The organism is Tolypothrix sp. VBCCA 56010 (assembly GCF_050875635.1).
Lineage (GTDB): Bacteria > Cyanobacteriota > Cyanobacteriia > Cyanobacteriales > Nostocaceae > Hassallia.
The window spans coordinates 1-21,417 of the sequence record NZ_JBPAOH010000135.1; the positions used below are offsets into that span (position 1 = coordinate 1).

Here is a 21,417-nt window from a genome sequence, read left to right on the forward strand (position 1 = left end):
TGCGTGACAAGCACCAAATCATTGAGGAGCCGTGTGAAGGGAAACTTTCACGCACGGTTTTGAAGACCAACGGGGTTGGTGACAACCTCGTTGAGTTTAATAATTTTGCTATAACGTCGGAAGGTTCAAAATATGATTTACCTAAAAAGCGTTTAGCAAAACTAGAAAATAATAGAAAGCGTAAACAGAAAAAATTAGCTCGTAAGATAGATAAGAATTCAAAAAAACGTAAAAAAGTAAAACGTTTAGTTGCACTCATTTCTAGCAAAATAGCTAGAGTGCGTGAAGACTTTCTACACAAGCTATCTCGCAAAATAGCCTACGAAAACCAAGTGATTTGTGTAGAAAATTTAGCAGTGAAGAACATGGTTAAGAATCCTAACCTGGCTAAAGCGATTCAAGACCAAGGCTGGGGGATGTTTCTAAACATGCTTAAATACAAGGCTGAGAAATTTGGGCACACATACCAAGAGATAGGTCGTTTCTTTCCATCCTCACAGCTTTGTAGTGTGACACTACTCCCTATTCCAATGCTACAGAATGGGTATGACTCATTGGGTGTTAGATTTGTAGACTGTCCTCACTGCTTAAAACAGCACGACCGCGATATAAATGCGGCGATTAACATAAGAAATGAAGGTTTGCGACTTTTGGCGCTAGGAACTAGCGCTTCTGCCCTTGGAGGGAATGTTAGACCAAAGTTATCAGGACGTAAAAAATCTATGATGACAGAGGCTATTCCCGATGAATTGGGAAGCCGACACTGAGCTTCGCTATAGTGTGGGTAGTTCACGCAATACTGGTACAAGAAGTTTTACAGAGAATATCACAAATGGAAATTCTAGCAAGTAATACGCCTCTCGGAGAGTGGAAGGGAGACGGTTTGGCGATTGGATTATTTGAAGATGCGGTAGAGTTAACTGGGGAATTGGCGACTTTGGATGAAAAAGTCGGCGGTGTCTTAAAAGAACTGATTGCCGAAGAAGAATTTAAAGGTAAAGCAGGTAGCAGCATTTTCACGCGCTTAAGTGGCGATCGCTCTGTGCGAAAGCTGATGGTAGTAGGTTTGGGAAAACCTGATGCTTTCAAATTAGATAGCTTGCGCCGCGCTGCCGCATCTGTGGCACGATTAGCTAAAAAGCAAAAATGCAAAACTCTTGCAATTGACTTGCCAGTATGGAATAATAATCCAGAGGCAACAGCGCAAGCGATCGCCGAAGGTATCCAACTAGCCCTTTATCAAGATACTCGCTTTAAGTCGGAAAACGAAGATAAAGGACCACAAGTAGAAACAGTACATTTACTGAGTTTAAGCGGACAAGAAGCCGCAATTGCCCGCGCTAATCAAATCGCTTCTGGAGTAATTTTGGCGCGAGAGTTGGTAGCAGCGCCAGCAAATGCTGTCACACCAATTACGATGGCAGAAACCGCTCAAGCGATCGCTTCAGATCACGATTTGCAGTTAGAAATCTTGGAAAAAGAAGACTGTGAGAAGCTGGGGATGGGTGCTTTTTTAGGAGTGGCACAAGCTTCTGAATTGCCCCCGAAATTTATTCACCTCACCTACAAACCCCAAGGCACACCCAGACGTAAACTGGCAATTATCGGTAAAGGTTTAACCTTTGACTCTGGCGGACTCAACATCAAAGGTGCTGGTAGCGGCATCGAAACGATGAAAATGGACATGGGCGGTGCAGCGGCTACATTAGGTGCGGCAAAAGCAATTGGTCAGTTAAAGCCTGATGTGGAAGTGCATTTCATCTCAGCGGTGACTGAAAACATGATTAGCGGTCGCGCCATGCACCCAGGCGACGTATTAAAAGCTTCTAACGGCAAAACCATCGAAGTTAACAACACCGATGCTGAAGGACGTTTAACTTTAGCAGATGCTTTGGTGTTTGCCGAGAAATTAGGAGTAGAAGCGATCGTTGATTTAGCTACCCTCACAGGTGCTTGCTTGATTGCCTTAGGAGACGATATTGGCGGTTTGTTTACTCCCGACGATGCCGTAGCAAAACAGTTAGAAACCGCATCGGAAACCGCCGGCGAAAAGCTGTGGCGGATGCCAATGGAAGAAAAATACTTTGAAGGGCTGAAGTCTGGCATTGCGGATATGAAAAACACCGGTCCCCGTGCAGGTGGTTCAATTACCGCCGCTTTATTTCTCAAACAGTTCGTCAAAGAAACTCCTTGGGCGCACTTAGATATAGCCGGACCCGTTTGGACAGACAAAGAAAACGGTTATAACGGCTCTGGCGCAACCGGTTTTGGCGTTCGCACCCTCGTTAATTGGGTGATGAGTTAAAGATTGGGAATTGGGCATTGGGCATGGGGCATTGGGCATGGGGCATGGGGCATTGGTGTTTAAGTGTAGAACGAGACATTCCCAGTTAAAAGCTTAAAGTTTCGTGTTCCGAACTCGGAGTTTCGTGTTCCGAACTCGAAGTTTCATGTTCTGAAGCTCTAGTTTCGTGTTCCGAACTCGGAGTTTCATGTTCTGAAGCTCAAGTTTCGTGTTCCGAACTCGGAGTTTCATGTTCTGAAGCTCAAGTTTCATGTTCCGAACTCGGAGTTTCATGTTGTGAACTCGAAGTTTCATGTTCCGAACTCGGAGTTTCATGTTGTGAACTCGAAGTTTCGTGTTTTTGTTCTCGTTTCCTTGTGCCAGTAAATGTAGTTCTTGGAAAACTGCCTCCATTACTAACAGTCGAGGCAGCAGCCCACTAAATGCGTTCCCATTCCCCATTCCCCATTCCCCATTCCCTAACATCTGGTAAAATTTGTAAGGTTTCTATAAGCTTTAGCAATGGGATCGACTTGCGTAAGAATCGCAATTGATGCAATGGGAGGGGATCACGCACCTGGGGAAATCGTCGCCGGCGCACTGCGGGCACGAGAAGAACTAGGTATAGAAGTATTGTTGGTAGGCGATCCCCAACAAATCGAGGCTGCCCTGCCGTCAAAAACAAATTTAGGGCAGGTGGAGATAGTCAGCGCAACTGAAGCGATCGCAATGGATGAGGAGCCTTTAAGCGCCATTAGACGCAAACCCAAAGCTTCCATCAATGTGGCGATGAATTTGGTCAAAAACCAAAAAGCAGATGGTGTAGTTAGTGCCGGTCACTCTGGTGCGGCTATGGCTGCTGCTTTACTGCGTTTGGGACGACTTCCGGGAATTGACCGTCCGGCAATTGGCGCGGTGTTTCCTACCTTAATAGCTAGTAAGCCAGTATTAATACTTGATGTCGGTGCCAATGTAGACTGTCGTCCGAAATTTTTAGACCAGTTTGCGGTTATGGGGTCGATTTATAGTGAGTATGTTTTGGGGACACCGAACCCGAAAGTAGGTTTGTTAAATATCGGCGAAGAAGACTCTAAGGGAAATGATGCAGCTGTCCGCGCTAACCAAATGCTGCGCGAAAATTCGCAAATTTCTTTTATTGGCAACGCTGAAGGACGTGATGTACTCTCCGGTCGCTTTGATGTGATTGTCTGTGATGGCTTTGTCGGCAATGTCTTGTTAAAATTCGCCGAAGCAGTCGGGGATATCGTCTTGCAAATTTTGCGCGAAGAGTTACCCCAAGGATTGCGCGGTCAAATCGGCTCGGCAATTTTAAAACCAAACCTGAAGCGGATTAAGCAGCGAGTAGACCACGCCGAACATGGCGGCGGTTTGCTTTTAGGCGTAGCGGGAATTTGTATAATCGGTCACGGCAGTTCCCAAGCGCCTTCGATTTTTAATGCAATTCGCATCGCCAAAGAAGCGGTTGACAACTCTGTGCTGCAACGAATTCAGTCTCAATATCAAAGCCTTCAGCAGGAGAGCAACTAAAAAGTCAATAGTTATTACTAATGACAGATGACAAACAATAAAAGCTGATAGGTGGAGAAACTAGGAGTGGAAAAGTTAGGCGTAGCAATTATAGCAAGTGGTTCGGCTGTACCGACAACTTCTTTAGATAACCAGGGGTTGACTCAACTGGTTGACACATCAGACGAGTGGATCGCCACGAGAACCGGGATTCGTCATCGGCGGTTGGCGGGGGATGGTGAATCTTTGAAGACGATCGCTACTATGGCAAGCAAAAAAGCGATCGCCGCCGCCGGAATTACCGCAGCAGACATAGATTTGATTTTACTCGCCACCTCTACCCCAGATGACTTATTTGGTACTGCTTGTCAAATTCAAGCTGAATTGGGAGCCACCAAAGCAGTTGCCTTTGACTTGACAGCCGCCTGTTCCGGCTTCGTCTTTGGACTTGTCACCGCTGCCCAATACATCAGAACAGGCGTTTATCAAAACGTACTTCTAATTGGAGCAGATATCCTCTCTCGTTGGGTAGATTGGCAAGATAGAGGTACGTGTATATTGTTCGGTGATGGCGCTGGGGCGGTAATATTGCAAGCAAACGAAAGCGATCGCTTGTTAGGATTTGAACTTAAAACTGACGGCACTCAAAACCATTTTCTCAACCTTGCCTACAAAGCCTCAACAGACGAACTTATCCCAGGTGTAAATGTCAATAAAGGCAACTTCCAACCGATTACCATGAACGGCAAAGAAGTCTACCGCTTTGCCGTGCAACGAGTTCCGGAAGTTATCGACAAAGCTTTATTTCACGCAAATCTCAGCGTTGACCAAATAGACTGGCTGATATTACATCAAGCAAATCAGCGCATTCTCGATGCCGTAGCTCAACGCCTGAATATTCCAGCACATAAAGTTATCAGCAATCTCGCGGAATATGGCAATACCTCCGCCGCGTCTATCCCGCTTGCACTAGATGAAGCAGTGCAACAAAGCAAAATCAAACCAGGTGACATCATTGTTACCTCTGGCTTCGGTGCCGGACTCACTTGGGGAGCAGCAATTTTTCAATGGGGAAGATAGGGAATGGGGAGGAGCCAGCGCTGTGGACGGGTTTCCCGGCTTGAGGAGCCAGTGCGTTGCGGGGGTTCCCCCCGTTGTAGCACCTGGCGTGCGACTGGCGTTGGGGAGTAGAGAGTGGGGAGTAGGGAATGAGGAACGCGATAATTCCTCCCCATCCCCCTCATCCCCCTCATCCCCCCCACTCCCTACTCCCTACTCCCCACTCCCCACTCCTAACTCCTAACTTTCATGACCGATGACTAAAACCGCATGGGTGTTTCCCGGACAAGGTTCTCAAGCACTAGGAATGGGAACCGACTTATTAGATCTACCATCCGCTGAAGATAAATTTGCCCAAGCTGAAGAAATTTTGGGTTGGTCTGTGACGGAAATCTGTGAAAACGAAGAAAAGTTATCAACTACACTTTATACTCAACCGTGTCTTTACGTAGTAGAAAGCATTCTCGCTGACATTCTCCGCGAAAGAGGACACAAACCAGATTTACTTGCCGGTCATAGTTTGGGGGAATATATCGCTCTTTACATTGCTGGAGTATTTGAGTGGTCAGCGGGGTTGCGCTTGGTGAAGCGTCGTGCTGAACTGATGGAAAGTGCCGCAGGTGGGATGATGGCAGCTTTGATGAACTTTGACCGCGAACAGTTAGAACAAGCGATCGCCCAAACCCCCGACGTAGTGCTAGCAAATGATAATAGTGCCGCACAAGTTGTAATTTCCGGCACACCCGAAGCAGTACAAACAGTCATGTCCCAAGTTAAGGCAAAGCGTGCTATCCCTTTAAAAGTTTCTGGTGCATTTCACTCACCCTTAATGGCAGCTGCATCTACCGAATTTCAAGAAGTTTTAGAAGCTGTGGAATTTCAACCAGCTATTGTACCAGTATTATCTAATGTAGAACCAGTTCCCTCTGTTGATGCCGAAGTTTTAAAGCAACGCCTTATTAAACAAATGACTGGTTCGGTACGCTGGCGAGAAATTTCTTTACAATTACCCAGCATAGGCATTGAACGAGTAGTAGAAATTGGTCCAGGTAACGCGCTTACTGGTTTGATTAAACGCACCTGCTCAGATTTAATCTTAGAAAATGTCCGCAATGCCGCTGATTTGAGAAAATAGGGAGTAGAAAGTAGGGAGTAGGGAGTGGGAGATGGGGGGATGGGGAGATGGGGAGATAGGGAGATGGGGAAATAAATTTCTGCTTCTCCCCTCATCCCCCTCATCCCCCTCATCCCCCTCATCCCCCTCATCCCCTTCATCCCCCTCATCCCCCTCATCCCCCCCTCCCCCCCTCCCCTATGTCTCGAAGTCGCGAACCGTTTATCAGTCTGGCACTTTACCACGCCTTTAAGTGGTCTGTCGTCAGCCCTATGCTTTACACTTACTTTCAAGGTAAGGTTTATGATGCCCAAAACGTCCCCAAAACCGGACCTTTGGTGATAGTCAGCAATCATGCGAGTAACTATGACCCACCGATTCTTTCTATTTGTGTACGTCGTCCTGTAGCATACATGGCTAAGGAAGAATTATTTAAAATCCCGATTTTACGGACTGCGATTAAATTATATGGTGCTTATCCGGTGAGTCGGGGAACTAGCGATCGCGCTGCTATTCGTTCAGCTTTAGAGTGTCTTGAAAATGGCTGGGCTGTGGGTATATTTTTGCAAGGTACGCGCACCCCAGATGGACGGATTACAGACCCCAAACGAGGTGCAGCGCTGCTAGCTGCAAAGGCAAAAGTACCACTATTACCCGTATGTTTGTGGGGTAGTGAGAAAATTGAGGTAAAAGGTTCGGCGATACCTCATGCTGTTCCTGTCACTGTCAGAATTGGTAAGTTGATTGATGCTCCTAGTTCTACTAATAAAGAGGAATTAGAGGCGATAACGCAACAGTGTACAACAGCAATTAATGATTTGCACTTGTTAGGGCGATAAGTTGAGATATTAGAGAAATATGCTTAAAGGAGGTAGCGATCGCCTTTATTATTTTGTGACTATAAGCTGATCGTACTTTCCCTAAATACCATATGAGGGGCTTTGAATTTAATAATCTTTGGCAGCGACTAAATAATCTCGCATTAGTTCGCTTTTTGCTTTTGGTTGCTTCTGGCTGGGCTGTTACACAGCTTTTAGCTTACTTTGAAGCGGTCATTGTTACTTTTACATTTGCAGCAATTTTGGCTTTTTTACTCAGCTATCCTGTTAGGTGGCTGCGGCGTTTTTTGCCCCACGGTGTAGCAGTTGTTTTTGTCTTTTTGCTCAGTATTGTGTTGATTGGAGGTTTAGCAATCACTGTAGGTTTAGCAGTTTTATCTCAAGGGCAACAATTAATTGAGAGTGTAACTGCCTTTTTAAATTCTTTAATACCTTTTGTCGAACGACTTGAAGAATTTCTACGTAACCGCAATTTGCAGATAGATTTAAGTGTAATTGAAGAACAATTGCGAAATCAAGCTATATCAATGCTTGTCACAAGTTTATCTATTTTCCAAAGTTTCATTACTAATTTTGTGACTTTCATTTTGATTGCCGTTGTCGCTTTTTTCATGCTTCTTGATGGCGAAAAACTTTGGGATCTTATCTTAAAAGTGATACCAAGCCAGCGACGCGCTAGATTTACAAGGATAATCAGACGCAACTTTTTAGGATTTTTTCGCGGTCAGTTGATATTAACTTTATTCTTGTCAGCTTCTACTTTCCTTATTTTCTCTTTACTAAAAGTACCTTTTGCCTTAATTTTGTCAGTGATAGTGGGTTTGCTTGACATTATTCCCGGAATAGGAGCCACATTAGGAGTTGGTGTAATTACTCTAATTGTTTTGTCTCAAAGTGTTTGGCTAGCACTCAAAGTATTAGTAGCGTGTATTATACTTCAGCAAATACAAGACAATTTGATTTCGCCGAGAATTATGCAAGATGCGCTCAATCTTAATCCGGTGGTGGTATTTTTTGCCTTGCTTGTAGGTGCTAGAGTAGCAGGTTTATTAGGAATTTTTATTTCTATTCCTATCGCTGGAGTAATAGTTTCTCTATTTGAAATTGATGAGATGAAAGCAGAGGTTTAGTTAAAAGGTGCGGTAGAGACGTTCCACCGGAACGTCTGTACGAAGAATAAGGTAAAATGCTTTTGAAGCAGAGAAAAACTGGGTAGTTATGCAAGATTTAAAAGCCGAATTAACCCAAAATTTAGATGAGGCTGAGTGGGAGTGGTTAATTCCTCATGTACAGCGCGATGCTGTAATATTAGTACCAATTGAACTAGACTTGCTCAATGTCGGAATAGCGATCGCTAGCGATAACACCCTGCAAGTACAGCAATGGATTGATGAACAATTGCTTGCTAAACCCTCAGTTGCACAAATTGGCGAATGGAATGGCGATCGCGCAAAGCGATTTAATACCCTGATTGTACAACCATACGTTCTCATTCAAGAAAAATAAGCGACTTAGCTTCTACTATATGAAAACCATTATTGCCATCTTAGCGACTTTACTAATTGCCAGCACACCAGTTACAGCGCAACGTGCCAAACTTGACACCCCAATGTCTCCTCGAATTACCATCACTGAACGGTGTCAGCAGTTACAGATAAACTGTACCAAATCTGAAGTATTAGAAGTCGGACGCAGGGTACAGCAATTGTACTTTAATCGATACAATCAAAAACCACCCCAAAAGCAAGGTGTCAACATCTACACTACCACTGACACTAACCTGATTGACCAAGCGATAGTTAATCAGTTAGCAAGTGAAAACGAAAAGCTACGCCAAGAATTGCAATTACAAAACAAATAATATCATGTCCGGTTAATTGTCTATATTGTAAAGACGTTCCGCCGGAACGTCTCTACGACTGACTTTTTACCGCTTATTTTTCGCTTCATCTGCCCCCGTGTAGCCAGTTGTCATCCAAACTAAAGCCCTAGCACCATCGCGGACTGATTTTTCAATTGGTTCAGGCGATCGCTGTGAAGGAACCGACACTGGCTTAAATATAATCCCCCGACTACCTAAGACAATCTCCCCAATCACACAGGCGCGGCGCATATGGTAATCTGACGTAATCAAATACACACTCTTAATGCCGCGCTTTTCCAAATCATCCACCAATGTGGTAAAATTTGTAACTGTATCTACCGCTTCATAGTCCAGGTGCAAACGTCGGGGATCAACTCCGGCTTTAGCAAACACTCTTTCAGTAGTCTTTTTTGGGCTACCACCAGTAATCCAAATCGGTAAATTTGGATTCTTACGAGCAAAATCTGCTGTAAACTTCTCTCGCTCTAATCTCGCAGTCGAACCACCCAAAACTAACACCGCTTGGGGTTGCACAACTTGGCTTTTAACTTCCTTATATCCCAACCACATCAACAGCGGTAGGGCAATAATCATAAATCGAAATGATTTCCCTGTAAAAAGTAACTTATTCAAGGCTCTACTACTTCGTCTGTTCAGAGAATTTTCTCTAATTAAATAGAAAAACAATTATTTAGGATAGCATTTGCAAAAAACTACCCAAATATGAACTTAGATAAGTTATCGCAAAAACGCACGCTTGTTGCGACTTTTGCAATATCCTATCCTGTATCGAACCATCTATAAAGAAAGTGCGACTAGTTTATTCATTTAATTGTTTCCAGACGACGGGACTGGCCAGGTTCGAACCGGCGACCTAGCGCTTCAGATTTGTGTGAGTTTCCCCACTCTCCGGACTATACCTTCACCATAGGCTTTTTATTAGCCTTTAGGTGGTGGCTTACTAGTCTCTACACCTTCCTGAGTCGAATTTATAACATTGTTTTCGTTTTTTCGATTCAGGCTTGGCTCGGTATTCCCATGAAGTGTCAGCACTCTGCTAGATATACTCTTTAGGGTTCACCGAATTTAACCACATTCACTCATAAAGTTTCCTTCATGGTGCCCGATTATTCAGGAGGCGCTCGCTCTATCCAGCTGAGCTACAGCCCCAAAAAAGTGCTATGTAAAATTATAGCAGTTTTAGTTAGACTGCCACGAATTGTCCCAAGAACCGCCGCCTACTTCTAATCCACAGAGAAAACTATGTGCTTTCAGGATTGTTTTGGATTTTGTTCCACTTAGTTCGCGTAACTCTAAATCGAGTTTTCCTTGCATAGTGTCCCGACAACAGAATATCAAACCGTTGGCGGTGGGCGCACGCAGTGGTGTACCTGGTAGATGCGTAGTTCCTGTTAATTCAATTTCATAATTTAAGTTTCGCGCTTGCATTTGCCATCTACCCCAAGGCTGAATATTCCAAGAAACTTGTGAATTCCAAGGAACAAATTCATAAAACTTATCTTGATAATGCAAGCCAATCATCGCGACAGATTCCATCCACCACAGCACACCGCGTCTTCCACCACCTGCGGTTAATGCTAAGTCCGGTTCGCCTTCAAAGCTATTACAATTCAACCAAAACCATTTTTGCGGAAAAGCACCACCCCAATTTTTCTCGCCGTAAGCTGGGGCATTGGTGAATTCGTAGATTTTACCATTCCAGTCAATCCAACCGCTAGCGTTACCGTGAGCCATCAAAATTTGCCATCCCGGTTCAAATATCGGCAAAAATGACAGTATGCCAGCGGTAGATTGTTGTAATTGTCCTTTATTTCCCCAGCCGTATACTGGTTTAATTTCATACTGCCAACGGCAATAATTACCAGTTGCGGGATCGCGAATTATTCCTTGATTTAATGTGGCTGTAGCTTGATAACCTTCTTGAATATGGCGATCGAACTCTGCACTTAAGAGGTATAAGGGTTGACTTTGTAAATCAGTTTTGCCCCAATGACCTAAAGCCAAGACATCGTTTTTTGCCCAAAATTTATTAACATCCGGAAAAGTCCGCCATATGTACTCATCATTGGGACCGAGGATTTGTGCTGCACCACCGCTGTGGGGTTTCCCGCCGATGGGGTCTTCGATTGAGTACATAAAGGCGAAAGTTTGCTCAATTTCTGGTATGGTTACGCGATAATACCAACCTTCAAAGAAGCGTCTGCTACTGCGATCCCAATGATACCCGCTGTGGGGGGTTTGGGTTGACTTAAAAGGATTTGTGGAAATAGATAACATAGATTTACACGTGTGTTTATTTCCCAGTATGCCCGATGTCTGACGACAACCCGCTAACGCATCTACGTCTGGATATTCATCATGCTTATGAAATTCTTGGTTTAAAACCTGGTGCATCTCACAAAGAAGTGAAGCAAGCTTACCGCAAGCTTGTTAAAGTTTGGCATCCAGATAGTTTTTTGAGTCTACAGGAAAAGCAGAAAGCTGAGGAAAGAATCAAAAAAATTAACGAAGCTTACAACCAATTAAAGTCTTATCAGCCGATCGCGGCAAATGAATCTTCACCAGCAAATTACACAGAAATTCACATTCATCGCTTTGATGCGGAGGCATTCTATGAATTGGGAAGGGAGAATGTCAGGAAAAAAATGTATCAAGAAGCGATCGCCAATTTTACCCACGCTATTCGCTTGAATCCCAAATATATTAAAGCATACAAATATCGAGGGCTAATCTGTTCGGAGCTTGGATATGAGTATAGAGCCACAGCTGATTTAAATAAAGCGGCAGAGTTGGAATGGCAATTAAAATACCCAGGTACAAAACCGACACCATCACCAGAATCGGTGTCAAAGCCTGTATCACTTAAACATCGATTTTGTCAAAAGATAAAAAAGTTACTGCGGTTTAGGCGATCGCGTTGAGGCGTAATTTATTTTCTACTTTCTGGGCGTGATATTAACCTCAGTTGCGGTTTCGCATTTGTTGATTTATGCGATCGCGCACTTTGGAGGCAATACAGTTGGTGTTAAGCACAAACCGAGAACCCCGGTTTCGTAAAAGTTACCGGGGTTCTGGCACAACGAACTACCCTTAACACCAAGCGTATTGACTTTGGAGGAATCGCAGTTGGCAAAACGCAACTGCGATTCGCACTCCTTTTAAAGTATAAATACGGCACATATAGTCGTAATTAAAACTACTAATGCAACCAAAAAAAAGCAATCCGAGCCACGATTACTCACTTACATACGATACCCGGTAAATTACACCGTTGGTATCATCTGTGAACAACAGCGAACCATCCGGTGCGATCGCAATACCCACTGGTCTACCAAACTGTGTCAATTGTTCTTCATCCAAAAATCCTGTGATGAAGTCCTCAAATTCTACTGGTTTGCCATTTTCGTATCGCACCCGCACCACTTTATAACCTGAGGGAGGGTTGCGATTCCACGAACCGCGCATGGTCACAAAAGCATCGTTACGGTATTCTTCCGGAAACTGGGAGCCTGTATAAAATAACATTCCCAGCGGCGCACTATGAGCCGTGTAGGTAAGCGTTGGCGGTTGTGTATTGGCGCAGTATTCCTCCTTTGTCATGCCTGGAGGATTTGTTTGTAGATACACATCCGGACGGCGATCGGCAAAACAAAAGGGCCAGCCGTAGTCTGCGCCCTCCTGAATGAGATTCAATTCTTCTGGCGGTTGTTCATTACCACGCCAGTCAGAACCGTGATCCATACCCCACAGTTCTCCAGTTTCTGGATGCCAACCAAAGCCGATGGTATTGCGTAAGCCCTTGGCATAAATCGTCCGATTACTACCATCAGGTTGTGCCTGTAGCAGAGTCGCATTTTCTGGATTTGTATCATCGCAGGCGTTACAAGTGCTACCCACTGTGATGTAAAGCAATCCGTCTGGACCAAAGGCAAGGGTGCGGTTTGGGTGTTGTCCCGCATCTGGCAAGTCATTAATCAACAACTTTGGTTTGCGTATCTTGCCGTTTGCTCGCAAATCTGCCGCGTAAAGTTGTTTATCTGTAACAAAGTAGAGACGATTCTCACGAATTGTGATGCCATTAATGTATTTGTAACCTGAGGCAACCGTCCGTATTCGGTCAGCACGCCCATCACGATTGCGGTCAGACAGCGCTAACACATCACCTTGTTCGCGGCGGGTAACGTAGACAGTACCATCGGGACCTATTGCCAACATCCGGGGGTTGCCCAAGTCTTTGGCAAACACACTGATGCGAAATCCCGCAGGTATCTTAAGTTGTTGCAGCAGTGATTCGTCAAATTCCAGTTGCTGAGGCGTTACCAGATAGCCCTCAACTTGCTCTATGTTTAGTTGCTGCGTTTGTTGTGCATTAGCAGGAAGGCTTATGCTCAGTAGCAAAGCACAACCGATGAGTAAGCTTGTTGCTTTCACGACATCTTTCCTTAAACGTTGGTAGGAGAAGACTAAGCTACTAAAGGCAAAAGTATGAAGTAGAAAATATTTTCTACTTCATCGTTTCTTTCAGTATTCATTTGGGATGAATTTTCACAAAATAGTCTAAAACTATTGCAGTGATAACCGCATCTTTCTAATGGGATAGTAGTTGCTGTATACGCTTGTCAAAACGCCTCTTCGTTATTTTAAAAAGTAAGCCTATAGAGGGGTGTCAAGAAATCAATATCAAAACCTGTATCAGTTAAACATAGATTTTGTCAGAAGATAAAAAAGTTACTGCGGTTAAATAGGCGAAAGACTTAGATCCCCAACTTCTTTGAGAAGTCGGGGATCTAGTTTCGTTAGATATTACTAGTACTTGGGAATACTAAATATTAAGTAAATTTGTAGCTCATCTTTATGCAAGACTTAATACTTGTACGTACTCTTAAAGGTCATTCAGAAAAGGTTATATCCGTTGCCTTCAGCGCTGATGGGCAAATATTAGCTAGTGGCAGTGGAGATAAAACCGTAAAGATTTGGCACTTAGCAAAAAAGGAACCCGAAACTCTTAAAGGACACGGAGAATCCTCTTGGTATGGAAGCGTTAATTCAGTGGCATTTAGCCCCGATAGCAAGAAATTAGCTAGTGCTAGTGATGACAAAACTGTTAAATTGTGGGATGTGCTTACCGCAAAAGAAATTTGCACCTTCACCAGACATGAAGAAAATGTTTGCTGTGTTGCCTTTAGTCCAGATGGAAAGACTTTAGCCAGTGGTAGTAAAGATAAAACAGTCAAACTTTGGTCATTAGACACAGAAAAAGAAATATACACCCTAAAAGTGCATTCAGATGACGTTTTGTGCGTTGCTTTCAGTCCGGATGGAAAGATTTTAGCCAGTGGTGGTGCTGGGAATGACAAAACCATCAACATTTGGCATCTGGCTAAACAGAAAGTTCTTACCCTTAAAGGTCATTCCGACTGGTTTGGGGGGATAAATTCCATTGCCTTCAGTCCAAACGGCAAGATTTTAGCCAGTGGTAGTAAAGACAAGACTATCAAGCTATGGCAGGTGGATACAGGCAAGGAAATCTGCACCCTAACTGGACATTCTGATGATGTTTGTTCGGTGGCTTTCAGTCCAAATGGCAAGATTTTAGCTAGTGGTAGTAAAGATAAGACTATCAAGTTATGGCAGGTGGATACGGGCAAGGAATTCTATACTTTTACAGGATCTGAAGATGCAGTGTATTCCGTTGCCTTTAGTCCAGATGGTAAGACGCTTGCTAGTGGCAGTGGAGATAAAACTATTACGTTATTGCCTTGTGAGTGAGGCTGTCATGGCTAATATACAGCAGATTGCGTTTTTATTGAATACACGTAGAGACGTTCCGCCGGAACGTCTCTACCAAAACACCCCAAATCTTAAGAAAGATTTCGCAATTGTTGCGATAAGTTAATGGTAATCAACTTTGGTAATATGACTGCTGCGCTTAAAAAGAGTAATGCTAACTTATAAACAGGTACAGAGAAGTTAAACCTTCAACCAAAAACTTCAAATTAGAGCCTGTGCCTCCTGCTCTAATGTTCTCGCAATAACTGCTCGATTGTTGTATCCTAAGAACGTGTTTTAGCCTTAAGTTCATGTAAAGTCGTTTTGGAGGTTTTTGAACGCACAGCCAAAAATGCCTGCCTAGTTGGAATGAAGGATGCACAATTGTTAAGTATCACGTATTGCGAGTATTGTCCACATTAGTCGAGTTAGTTACCTCTGATTCTTTACTCTTCTCAATCTATTGAATCGCTTATAAACCGCCCAAGCTGCTGATATGTATCGATCGTAGCTTTGGGCGGTTTAGTCTATTATAGTTAGTGGATAGTGGGAATTGGGCATGGGGCATGGGGCATGGGGCATGGGGCATCGGGCATGGTCTATGTGGGAGGCGTGAAATACGTCTAGCTTCTTTTTATTCCCAATGCCCATTGCCCAATGCCCAATGCCCATTGCCCAATGCCCATTAACCACTATCAACTATCAACTATCACCTAACAACTAACTAATTAACGTAATTACAGTAACTTCTGGTGGACAAAATAAGCGTCCTGGGAAATAAGTTCCTAAGCCGCGATTGACGTATAATTGATTTTCTCCTACATGATGAAAACCTTGCGCCCATTCCCAATATCGCACTACTTTAGAACAGTCTCCGCGCAAAATGGGCACCCAACGCCGCAGTTTTTTGGGAAGTATTTTTAGAAGCTTTTTATAATAAACTATCACCGGACCAATGCCAGGAATGACGATGTGACCACCGTGGGTATGACCTGATAGTTGCAAGTCTACTCGCCATTGTTGCAATATCTTGGCTGTATCTGGATTATGCGATAAGACGATGCGGGCTGTTGCAGGATCTATTTGATTCATTACTGGTGCGGGATTAAATTCTCTTGACCAATAATCGGCTAGTCCTACTATTGGTAATTCTTTTCCTAGAGGATAGGCGATTTCATTCCACAGAACATGAATCCCGATGCTATTTAAAGCGGTGGTAATTTCTGTTTTGGATTTGTTGTAATGTATATCGTGGTTGCCGAGTACGGCATAAATACCACAGCGACTTTGCAGATGTTTGAGTCGATGTACTAGTTGATGAATTGGGGTAGGATCGTCGGTTACGAAGTCGCCGGTTAATACAACTAAATCGGGTTCGGCTTCGTTACTGAAAGCGATCGCTTTTTCTAACATTTCTTCACTTAACCGCAAACCATCGTAGTGAAAATCTGACAATTGCACTAGTTTTGTGCCTTGTAAAGATGTTGGAAGTTCCGCTATCTTTATCGTCAGGTTATCTACTCTTAAAGATCCTGTTAACAACCAATGCATAGCGCCAGAGACTCTCCTCATACTAGCGCTTATAGCTTACCAAAATTTAAATTGTTAGTTGATAGTTGTTGGTTAGTTGTTAGTGGGTAATGGGCATTGGGAATTGGTAATGGGTAATGGGTAATGGATAATGGGCATTGGGAATAAAAAGAAGCTAGACGTATTTCACGCCTCCCACATAGACCATGCCCGATGCCCGATGCCCGATGCCCGATGCCCGATGCCCGATGCCCGATGCCCGATGCCCGATGCCCGATGCCCGATGCCCGATGCCCGATGCCCGATGCCCCACTAACCCTCTAAGGTGATTATTGTAACTTCTGGGGGGCAAAATAAACGTCCTGGGAAATAAGTTCCTAAGCCGCGATTGACGTATAATTGATTTTTTCCGACTTGATGCAATCCTTGCGCCCATTCCCAATGGCGGACTACTGAGTATTCTCTTCGCAAACATGGAACTCGTCGCCGTATTTTCATTGGTATTTTTCGCAGGATTTTGCGATGATAAAGCAGGGCGGGACCCATTTTCGGAATGATTATTTGACCGCCGTGAGTATGACCTGATAGTTGCAAATCTACTCGCCATTGTTGCAATATCTCGGCTGTGTCTGGATTGTGGGATAATACAATGCAAGGTGTCGCCGGATCTAGTTGGTTCATAACTAGTGCTGGATTAAATTCCCGTGAGTAGCGATCGCTTAATCCTACTATTGGTAATTCTCTTCCTACTGGATAGGCGATTTCATTCCACAATACGTTAATTCCGATACTTGTGAGGGCGGCTGTAACTTCTGCTTTGGAATTGCGATAGCATATATCGTGGTTTCCTAGTATAGCATATATTCCGGCACGACTTTGTAAATGTTTGAGTCTTAGCACCAATTGGTGAATCGGTGCTGGGGTGGTGGTGATGTAGTCGCCGGTTAATAATACTAAATCTGGTTCGGCTTCGTTGCTGAGGGCGATCGCTTTTTCTAACATTTTTTCACTCAACCGCAAACCATCATAGTGAAAATCTGACATCTGCACCAGCTTTAAGTTTTGTAATGATGCGGGTAAACCAGCAATCTTAACCGTCAATTTCTCTACACTCAACGGTCCAGATAACAACCAGTGCATAATGTGCTTGATATCATAGCTTGGCGCTTACAGCTTAACTAAAAATATAGCGATCGCCTGTCACAACTGAAACAACTTTGTCAAAAATTCATCAAACATGTATTTATTTACGTATTTATACGTAAATAAATTCAATGCAGCTTTACTTTTGAACTCATATCGGTAGTTTATTTACACCAGTTTTCACATTACTGCGGTCTAGATTAAAAATGACTGTAATTCTGAATTTTTTTAATCAAAGATATATTATTTACATCTGTCAAAAGCTGTGACAACTATATATGTCTACAGCAGGGTTAAGGAATAAACCATGATTTATAAGATTCTGGAAGTAATGTGCATTTATTTAGCTTAGTAATTTTAGTTACTGAGTTAACGTTTAAGCAATCGGAGATTTATTTGTATGACTTTTGCAACTGATGACAAGACCAAACAAGCTGTAGAACAGTTTCGCGGCTTTGATGTAGATACTAAACTGGGCGTATTGTGGTTTGGTTACTTAGATATTAAAGACCAAGTGATACCAGCAAACCAAACTTCTGCCCAAGAAACTGCTGCTGCTGAATATGACGCGATTAAAGCAATGGATCACAAGCAACAACTACAAGCTATGCGTGACATTGCTAGTGGTGCAGATAGTGATATTAGCCGTGCGTATAATGCTTTGAGTTCTAGCGCGAAAATTGATGTTTGGTTGCGACTGTCTCAAGGTATGGAAGAAGGCGTTATTATACCAATGCCATCTGATTATCAACCGCCTGAAAATACCAAGCAGTTTGTCGATACCATCAAAGGCTTGGATTTTGAAAAGCGCGTTGACTTCACACGTAGTATTGTAATGGAAATGGGCGCTGGGCGTCAGTCTAAGTAGTTAAGAAGCGCTCTTCGCGCTGATTACGAATTAGAAAATTCTACATTCCCATCAATGCTAATTGTGGTGTTGGTGGGAATTGTTCTATGAGGGGATTTTGTTTTTTGCTATTTATGGTAATTTTCAATATTGTTTTTAAGTTAAACTGATTCTGGTTGTAAGTATTGATTTAGTTGCAAATATTCAATAATCAGCAAGCGTAAGTAATCTAGCATTTGCATATAAGCTTTGATTCGTCTGTATTCTCTTTTAGTTGTTAAGTAAAATTGAGCGATCGCCGGAACATCTAAAAGTCGCATATCTTTTAATTGATTAATTGCTTGTTGTTCATTTTCAATCCAACCCCGTGTTTGAATTTGACTGGCATAACCTCGGATATCTACTGTTAAAAGTTCGATTTCTTATAAAATAGTGAATTCTTCCTCAAAATTAAGATATAACGCTGCAAGTTCTTTTCTTTCTTGCTTAGTATTTTGATATTCAACGCTTAACTGTTCTAACACCTCAATAATATAGTTTCTTTTGATTTGCGGGTTTTGAGTATTCAAGGTTGCTTTAGTCATCGTTATGGAAAAACGAACCGCAGAGAAGCCAGCGCTGTGCGGGGGTTCCCCCCCGTTGAGGCGACTGGCGCGACGCAGAGTTCACGGAGGAATGAGGAAGAGAGAGAATTTTTGTGGTAAATTTATCTTTTAAGTGACGTGCGATCGCCCTCTTAGCCTGCGAAGGCAGGCTTCGTTCGTATAGCCCCACCCTTCCAGGGTGAGGGTATATTAAAATAGACGTGCGATCGCAATAAATACTTGTGGCTAATCAAGAAGAAATTATCACTACCCTGGCACAAACTCCTTTATATCAACTTGCTGTCGAACTGAAAGCAAGATTAACCAGCTTTGGCGGTTGGGAAATGCCTGTACAATTTACTGGTATTAGCCGGGAACATGAAGCGGTGAGAAATGCTGCGGGAATGTTTGATATTTCCCACATGGGTAAGTTTACTTTAGAAGGTAAAAGCGTAATTTCACAGCTTCAGCGTTTAGTTCCCTCAGATTTGAGTCGCTTGCAACCAGGTCAAGCGCAATACACGGTGTTGTTAAATGAAAGAGCGGGAATTATTGACGACATCATTGTATATTATCAAGGTGAAGACAGCACAACAGGCATACAAAAAACTGTAATTATAGTCAATGCGGCAACCACAGGCAAAGACAAAGCATGGTTATTGCAAAACCTGGACATTGAAGAGGTGAAATTTCAAGACTTGTCAGCAGAAAAAGTCTTAATTGCCGTCCAAGGACCAAAAGCAAGCAGCATTATTCAGCAATTTGTGTCAGCAGACTTAACTACAGTCAAAGCATTTGGTCATTTGGATGCAACTATATTCGGGAAATCGGCATTTCTTGCCCGCACAGGTTACACGGGGGAAGATGGATTTGAGGTGATGCTAGATCCAGATGTGGGGGTCGAGTTGTGGCAAAATCTGATTCAAGCTGGTGTCATTCCTTGTGGACTTGGTGCGAGAGACACTTTGCGACTAGAAGCGGCAATGGCACTTTATGGACAAGATATCGATGAAAACACCACTCCCTTAGAAGCGGGTTTGGGTTGGTTAGTTCATCTGGATCGCAAAGGTGATTTTATCGGACGTTCAATTTTAGAACAGCAGAAAGCTGATGGGGTGCAGCGTCGGTTGGTAGGTTTGCAAATGCAAGGACGTAATATTGCTCGTCACGGCTATCAAATATTATCAGCAGGTAAAGTAGTGGGGGAAGTTACCAGTGGAACTTTATCACCTACACTTGGTTATCCCATCTCCCTTGCTTACGTTCCCACTGAGTTAGCAAGTGTTGGTCAGCAGCTAGAAGTAGAAATTCGCGGCAAAGCTTACCCCGCAGTTGTGGTGAAACGTCCCTTTTATCGCTCACAAAATCGTCTGATTTAGATTGTACTTCATCACACCCCCTCTAATTGCAAAAAATGCAGTTGTCCTGATGCTTCCCCCGCGATAATTGTCAGGCGATCGCCTGCAACAGCACAGCAGTTTATTGCACTCTCACCTGTGAAAGTGGCAATTACTTCTCCAGTTTGCCAATCCCAGACTTTGAGTGTGGTGTCATGTGAACCAGAAACCAGGTATTTGCCATCAGGTGAAAAAGTGATCGCATAAACTCTGGAACTATGACCACTTAAAGTACGCACTTCAACCCCTGTTTGCCAATCCCAGACTCTGGGTGTGGAGTCAGATGAACCAGAAACCAGGTATTTGCCATCAGGTGAAAAAGCGAGCGCATTAACCGAGCGAGTATGACCACTTAAGGTACGCATTTCAACCCCAGTTTGCCAATCCCAGACTTTGAGTGTGGAGTCATATGAACCAGAAATGAGGTATTTGCCATCAGTTGAAAAAGCGATCGCATTAACACTGGAATTATGACCACTTAAGGTACGCACTTCAACCCCTGTTTGCCAATTCCAGACTTTCAGGGTTTTGTCAGATGAACCAGAAACCAGGTATTTGCCATCAGTTGAAAAAGCGATCGCATTAACCGAGCGATTATGACCCGGTATAGTACGCACTTCAACCCCTGTTTGCCAATTCCAGACTTTCAGGGTTTTGTCAGATGAACCAGAAACCAGGTATTTGCCATCAGTTGAAAAAGCGATCGCATAAACCGAGCGATTATGACCCGGTATAGTACGCACTTCCACCCCTGTTTGCCAATTCCAGACTTTCAGGGTTTTGTCAGATGAACCAGAAACTAGGTATTTGCCATCAGGTGAAAAAGCGATCGCATAAACCCAGCCAGTATGACCCGGTATAGTACGCACTTCAACTGCTGTTTGCCAATCCCAGACTTTGAGTATGGAGTCAAGAGAACCAGAAACCAGGTATTTGCCATCAGGTGAAAAAGCGATCGCATTAACACTGGAAGTATGACCCGGTATAGTACCCACTTCAACTGCTGTTTGCCAATCCCAGACTTTGAGTGTGGTGTCACTTGAACCAGAAATGAGGTATTTGCCATCAGCCGAAAAAGTGATCGCATTAACCCTGGAAGTATGACCACTTAAAGTACGCACTTCAACCCCAGTTTGCCAATCCCAGACTTTCAGGGTGGAGTCATATGAACCAGAAACCAGGTATTTGCCATCAGCCGAAAAAGCGATCGCATTAACCCAGTCACTATGACCACTTATGGTACGCACTTCAACCCCAGTTTGCCAATCCCAGACTTTGAGTGTGGTGTCATATGAACCAGAAATGAGGTATTTGCCATCAGCTGAAAAAGCGATCCCATTAACCCAGGAAGTATGACCACTTAAAGTACGCACTTCAACCCCAGTTTGCCAATCCCAGACTTTGAGTGTGGTGTCAAAAGAACCAGAAATGAGGTATTT

The 21,417-nt window shown here is 43.5% G+C and carries 24 protein-coding genes and 1 pseudogene; 16 read left to right on the top strand and 9 right to left on the bottom strand.

Annotation, left to right across the window (positions count from 1 at the left end):
• The 11 genes from AABK37_RS31610 to AABK37_RS31660 all read left to right on the top strand — a co-directional run.
• The coding region (locus AABK37_RS31610) for an RNA-guided endonuclease InsQ/TnpB family protein (RefSeq protein ID WP_432555437.1) at positions 1-767 on the top strand (767 nt) is incomplete at its 5' end.
• A 65-nt stretch (positions 768-832) separates the two neighbouring features.
• On the top strand, positions 833-2,305 hold the full coding sequence (locus tag AABK37_RS31615) for a leucyl aminopeptidase (RefSeq protein WP_432555438.1): 1,473 nt from the start codon (positions 833-835) through the stop codon (positions 2,303-2,305).
• 501 nt (positions 2,306-2,806) lie between these two features.
• On the top strand, positions 2,807-3,832 hold the full coding sequence (gene plsX / locus AABK37_RS31620) for a phosphate acyltransferase PlsX (protein WP_039743242.1): 1,026 nt from the start codon (positions 2,807-2,809) through the stop codon (positions 3,830-3,832).
• Positions 3,833-3,898: 66 nt separating this feature from the next.
• A complete protein-coding gene (locus AABK37_RS31625) occupies positions 3,899-4,891 on the top strand; it encodes a beta-ketoacyl-ACP synthase 3 (protein ID WP_432555439.1) in 993 nt (330 codons plus the stop codon).
• Positions 4,892-4,913: 22 nt separating this feature from the next.
• Positions 4,914-5,114, top strand: coding sequence for a hypothetical protein (locus tag AABK37_RS31630; RefSeq protein ID WP_432555440.1), 201 nt, complete (start codon positions 4,914-4,916; stop codon positions 5,112-5,114).
• A gap of 12 nt (positions 5,115-5,126) precedes the next feature.
• Positions 5,127-6,005 (top strand): ACP S-malonyltransferase, encoded by an 879-nt coding sequence (gene fabD, locus AABK37_RS31635; RefSeq protein WP_432555441.1) that lies wholly within the window; start codon positions 5,127-5,129, stop codon positions 6,003-6,005.
• A gap of 31 nt (positions 6,006-6,036) precedes the next feature.
• Entirely contained in the window at positions 6,037-6,237 is a 201-nt protein-coding gene (locus AABK37_RS31640) for a hypothetical protein (protein ID WP_432555442.1), read from the top strand.
• Positions 6,185-6,823, top strand: a complete 639-nt coding sequence (locus tag AABK37_RS31645) for a lysophospholipid acyltransferase family protein (protein ID WP_432555443.1) — start codon at positions 6,185-6,187, stop codon at positions 6,821-6,823. The genes AABK37_RS31640 and AABK37_RS31645 overlap by 53 nt, the downstream gene beginning before the upstream one ends.
• 92 nt (positions 6,824-6,915) lie before the next feature.
• Positions 6,916-7,953 (top strand): AI-2E family transporter, encoded by a 1,038-nt coding sequence (locus tag AABK37_RS31650; RefSeq protein WP_432555444.1) that lies wholly within the window; start codon positions 6,916-6,918, stop codon positions 7,951-7,953.
• 88 nt (positions 7,954-8,041) lie between these two features.
• Positions 8,042-8,329: a DUF2288 domain-containing protein gene (locus AABK37_RS31655; RefSeq protein ID WP_432555445.1), complete on the top strand. Its 288-nt coding sequence runs from the start codon at positions 8,042-8,044 to the stop codon at positions 8,327-8,329.
• Between the two features lie 19 nt (positions 8,330-8,348).
• The gene (locus tag AABK37_RS31660) at positions 8,349-8,684 is read left to right on the top strand and encodes a hypothetical protein (protein WP_432555446.1); all 336 of its coding nucleotides are present in this window, start codon (positions 8,349-8,351) and stop codon (positions 8,682-8,684) included.
• Between the two features lie 66 nt (positions 8,685-8,750).
• On the opposite strand, the gene AABK37_RS31665 is transcribed toward AABK37_RS31660, so the two are convergent.
• Together AABK37_RS31665 and AABK37_RS31670 are read right to left on the bottom strand one after the other, a co-directional pair.
• The gene (locus AABK37_RS31665; RefSeq protein ID WP_432555447.1) at positions 8,751-9,281 is read right to left on the bottom strand and encodes a YdcF family protein; all 531 of its coding nucleotides are present in this window, start codon (positions 9,279-9,281) and stop codon (positions 8,751-8,753) included.
• A 606-nt stretch (positions 9,282-9,887) separates the two neighbouring features.
• A complete protein-coding gene (locus tag AABK37_RS31670; RefSeq protein WP_432555448.1) occupies positions 9,888-10,985 on the bottom strand; it encodes a tocopherol cyclase family protein in 1,098 nt (365 codons plus the stop codon).
• Positions 10,986-11,020: 35 nt separating this feature from the next.
• Between AABK37_RS31670 and AABK37_RS31675 the strand changes: the two genes are divergently transcribed.
• Positions 11,021-11,629, top strand: coding sequence for a J domain-containing protein (locus tag AABK37_RS31675; RefSeq protein WP_432555449.1), 609 nt, complete (start codon positions 11,021-11,023; stop codon positions 11,627-11,629).
• 313 nt (positions 11,630-11,942) lie between these two features.
• On the opposite strand, the gene AABK37_RS31680 is transcribed toward AABK37_RS31675, so the two are convergent.
• Entirely contained in the window at positions 11,943-13,139 is a 1,197-nt protein-coding gene (locus tag AABK37_RS31680) for a PQQ-dependent sugar dehydrogenase (RefSeq protein WP_432555450.1), read from the bottom strand.
• Between the two features lie 423 nt (positions 13,140-13,562).
• Between AABK37_RS31680 and AABK37_RS31685 the strand changes: the two genes are divergently transcribed.
• Positions 13,563-14,477, top strand: a complete 915-nt coding sequence (locus AABK37_RS31685; RefSeq protein WP_432555451.1) for a WD40 repeat domain-containing protein — start codon at positions 13,563-13,565, stop codon at positions 14,475-14,477.
• A gap of 522 nt (positions 14,478-14,999) precedes the next feature.
• Here the strand turns inward: AABK37_RS31685 and AABK37_RS31690 are convergent.
• Together AABK37_RS31690 and AABK37_RS31695 are read right to left on the bottom strand one after the other, a co-directional pair.
• Positions 15,000-15,170 carry a hypothetical protein gene (locus AABK37_RS31690; protein WP_432555452.1) on the bottom strand — a complete coding sequence of 57 codons (171 nt, stop codon included), beginning with the start codon at positions 15,168-15,170 and terminating at the stop codon, positions 15,000-15,002.
• A gap of 27 nt (positions 15,171-15,197) precedes the next feature.
• Entirely contained in the window at positions 15,198-16,028 is an 831-nt protein-coding gene (locus AABK37_RS31695; RefSeq protein ID WP_432555453.1) for a metallophosphoesterase, read from the bottom strand.
• 130 nt (positions 16,029-16,158) lie between these two features.
• Between AABK37_RS31695 and AABK37_RS31700 the strand changes: the two genes are divergently transcribed.
• A complete protein-coding gene (locus AABK37_RS31700) occupies positions 16,159-16,323 on the top strand; it encodes a hypothetical protein (protein WP_432555454.1) in 165 nt (54 codons plus the stop codon).
• Here AABK37_RS31700 and AABK37_RS31705 read toward each other — a convergent pair.
• Positions 16,320-17,147 (bottom strand): metallophosphoesterase, encoded by an 828-nt coding sequence (locus AABK37_RS31705; RefSeq protein ID WP_432555455.1) that lies wholly within the window; start codon positions 17,145-17,147, stop codon positions 16,320-16,322. The genes AABK37_RS31700 and AABK37_RS31705 overlap by 4 nt on opposite strands.
• A gap of 403 nt (positions 17,148-17,550) precedes the next feature.
• Between AABK37_RS31705 and AABK37_RS31710 the strand changes: the two genes are divergently transcribed.
• On the top strand, positions 17,551-18,018 hold the full coding sequence (locus AABK37_RS31710; protein WP_432555456.1) for an orange carotenoid protein N-terminal domain-containing protein: 468 nt from the start codon (positions 17,551-17,553) through the stop codon (positions 18,016-18,018).
• Positions 18,019-18,158: 140 nt separating this feature from the next.
• On the opposite strand, the gene AABK37_RS31715 is transcribed toward AABK37_RS31710, so the two are convergent.
• Positions 18,159-18,317: a hypothetical protein gene (locus AABK37_RS31715; RefSeq protein WP_432555457.1), complete on the bottom strand. Its 159-nt coding sequence runs from the start codon at positions 18,315-18,317 to the stop codon at positions 18,159-18,161.
• Positions 18,318-18,419: 102 nt separating this feature from the next.
• On the bottom strand, positions 18,420-18,581 hold the full coding sequence (locus tag AABK37_RS31720) for a hypothetical protein (RefSeq protein WP_432555458.1): 162 nt from the start codon (positions 18,579-18,581) through the stop codon (positions 18,420-18,422).
• 242 nt (positions 18,582-18,823) lie between these two features.
• On the opposite strand from AABK37_RS31720, the gene gcvT reads away from it, so the two are divergent.
• On the top strand, positions 18,824-19,960 hold the full coding sequence (gene gcvT / locus AABK37_RS31725) for a glycine cleavage system aminomethyltransferase GcvT (protein ID WP_432555459.1): 1,137 nt from the start codon (positions 18,824-18,826) through the stop codon (positions 19,958-19,960).
• A gap of 11 nt (positions 19,961-19,971) precedes the next feature.
• Here gcvT and AABK37_RS31730 read toward each other — a convergent pair.
• A pseudogene (locus AABK37_RS31730) lies at positions 19,972-21,417 on the bottom strand (WD40 repeat domain-containing protein); the annotation flags it as partial.